Source organism: Streptomyces sp. NPDC002513, from assembly GCF_053595355.1.
In genome coordinates, this window is record NZ_JBSFXK010000140.1 from 1 (window position 1) to 2,807 (window position 2,807).

The 2,807-nt window shown below is 72.8% G+C and carries 2 protein-coding genes and 1 pseudogene; all 3 read left to right on the forward strand.

Translation table 11 applies throughout. The annotated features are described in order from the left end of the window. Positions 1-103, forward strand: a pseudogene (locus ACWD5Q_RS35290) (alpha-glucosidase C-terminal domain-containing protein); the annotation flags it as partial. A 134-nt stretch (positions 104-237) separates the two neighbouring features. After that, positions 238-1,638, forward strand: a complete 1,401-nt coding sequence (locus ACWD5Q_RS35295) for a maltokinase N-terminal cap-like domain-containing protein (RefSeq protein WP_451431152.1) — start codon at positions 238-240, stop codon at positions 1,636-1,638. A gap of 45 nt (positions 1,639-1,683) precedes the next feature. Further along, on the forward strand, positions 1,684-2,807 hold a 1,124-nt coding region (locus ACWD5Q_RS35300), incomplete at its 3' end, for a GlgB N-terminal domain-containing protein (protein WP_451431153.1).

Here is a 2,807-nt window from a genome sequence, read left to right on the forward strand (position 1 = left end):
CATCGGCCAGGTCCGCTTCCCCGCCATCGGCGAACTGCCCTACCTCCTCACCCTCGCAGGCCACGGCTTCTACTGGTTCCGACTCCGCAAGGACGGCGCGTAGGAGCGGGGGCGGGGCGGTTTCCGCCGCCCCGCCCTGGGCACCCAGGCAATAAGAACTCCGAACGACATGGGCCCGGCTCCCCTGTCGTTCGGAGCTCTGACACCCCGACCGCCCCCGGGGAAAGGACGCACGCCATGTCGGAAGCCGTCGCCCCTCCCACCACGGCCCACTCCGGTCTCCTCGCCTCACTCGAACCCCTGCTGCGGGAGTGGCTGCCACGGCAGCGCTGGTTCGCGGGCAAGGGACGGCCGGTCACCGGGTTCTCGCTGGTGGCGGCCACCGACCTGCTGCCGCCCGAAGGCGCGCTGGGGCTGGTCCATCTCCTCGTACGGGCCCATCAGCCCGATGCGCCGACCCAGGGCGCCGTGCCGCACCCCGGCGACTGCTACCAACTGCTGATAGGTGCCCGCGAGGCGCTGCCGCCACGGCTGGCACCCGCACTCATCGGTCATGTGACGGACGGGCCACTGGCCGGACGGACCGTGTACGAGGCGCTGTACGACCCCCGGGCCACCTCCGTGCTCCTGGAGGCGCTGCGCACCCGGGCCCGCATCGGCGGCCTCCGCTTCGACGGTGACCCGCGCCAGCCGATAGGGGACGAACTCGTCCCGAGGAGGGTCACCGCGGAGCAGTCCAACTCCTCCGTCATCTACGGAGATACGTTCATTCTGAAGCTCCTGCGGCGGGTCGTCCCCGGCACCAACCCGGATCTGGAACTCCCGCTGCTGCTGTCGCACGAGCGCTGTCCCCGTGTGCCCGCACCGGCCGCCTGGCTGCGCGCCGGCCTCGACGACCCGGACGAGTCCTACGTCCTGGCCGTGCTGCAACCGTATCTGCGGGGCGCGGCCGACGGCTGGGAGCTGGCACTGCACGAGCTGGCCGAGGGCGAGGACTTCACCCCCGAGGCGCGGGCGCTCGGCCGCGCCACCGCCGAGGTGCACACGGCCCTGGCCCGCGCCCTGCCCCCGGTCACGCTGGGCCACAGCCAGATACGGCTGCTGGTCGGCGGCATGGCCGAGCGGCTGAAGGCGACGGCACAAGCGGTGCCCGCCCTGCTGCCCTACGCGCCCGCGCTGCACTCCGCGTTCGAGGCGCTGGCCGGCCTCGCCGCCGAGGGGCGGACCTGGACCGCTCAGCGCATCCACGGGGATCTGCACCTGGGCCAGTGTTTGCGCGCGCCGTCCGGAGCCTGGTCGCTGATCGACTTCGAGGGCGAGCCGTCCAGGCCGCTCGCCGAGCGCCGGATGCCGCAGCCCGCGGTGCGGGACATCGCGGGGATGCTGCGCTCCTTCGACTACGCGGCGCACTCGGCCGGCCCCCCGGCACCGAAGTGGGCCGCGGCGTGCCGGGCCGCGTACTGCTCGGGGTACGCCGAGGTCACCGGGCACGATCCGCGGAACGAGCCGGTGCTGCTGCGCGCGTACGAGACGGACAAGGCCGTCTACGAGGTCCTGTACGAGGCCCGCCACCGCCCCGACTGGCTGCCGGTGCCGATGGCGGCGATACGCCGTCTGGCCGCCGACGCCACCTCCTGACCCACCGCCCTTTGCCCTTTGCCCTTTGCCGAGGAGGCCCCGCCCGTGACGCCCCGCCCTCCGTCCGACGACAGCACGCAGAAGACCGGTACCGGTGCGAAGAAGGCGACGGCCGCGAAGAAGACGGCGGCGAAGAAGGCCCCCGCCCCCGCCAGGAAAGCCGCTCCCAAGAAAGCGGTCGCCAAGAAGACCACCGCCCAGCAGACCACCGCCGAGAAGGCGGCCACGTCCGCGGCGGCCGTCTCGCCCGCCCTCTCCGCTGCCCTCTCCCCCGCCGACCGCGCGCGGCTGATCGACGGCACCCACCACGATCCGCACGCGGTGCTCGGTGCCCATCCGGTGCCCGGCGGGGTCGCCCTCCGGGTCCTCCGTCCGTACGCGCTGTCGGTGACCGTCGTCACCGGGGATCTGCGGACCGCACTGCACGACGACGGCGACGGGTTCTTCTCGGGTCTGCTGCCGCTGCCGGACGTCCCGGCGTACCGGCTCCTGGTGGTCTACGAGGAGGTGACGCAGGAGACCGAGGACGCGTACCGCTTCCTGCCCACGCTCGGCGAGCTGGATCTGCATCTGATCGGCGAGGGGCGGCACGAGCAGCTCTGGCAGGTGCTCGGCGCCCATTCGATGACCCATCAGGGTGTGGCCGGCACCCGCTTCTCGGTGTGGGCGCCGAACGCGCGCGGCGTGCGCGTGGCCGGCGGCTTCAACCGCTGGGACGGCACCGGTCACGCGATGCGCTCCCTCGGCTCCTCCGGGGTGTGGGAGCTGTTCGTGCCCGGCATCGGCGAGGGCGAGCTGTACAAGTTCGACATCACGCGCCCGGACGGCTCCCGGACGCTGCGCGCCGACCCGCTGGCCCGGCGCACCGAGGTCCCGCCGCGTACATCCTCGGTCGTGCACGTCTCCCGCCACGAGTGGCGGGACGAGGAGTGGCTCGCGCACCGGGCGGACATCCCCGTCCACGCAGCGCCGTTCTCGGTGTACGAGGTGCATCTGCCGTCCTGGCGACCGGGGTTGACGTATCGGCAACTCGCCGAGGAACTTCCCGCGTATGTGAGGGAGTTGGGTTTCACCCATGTCGAGCTGATGCCGGTCGCGGAGCATCCCTTCGGCGGCTCGTGGGGCTACCAGGTCACCGGCTACTACGCGCCCACCGCCCGCCTGGGCAC

Bases quoted from the DNA above. Each gene is read 5' to 3' on its own strand.
- ACWD5Q_RS35295 (WP_451431152.1), top strand. From the start codon at position 238: ATGTCGGAAGCCGTCGCCCCTCCCACCACGGCCCACTCCGGTCTCCTC.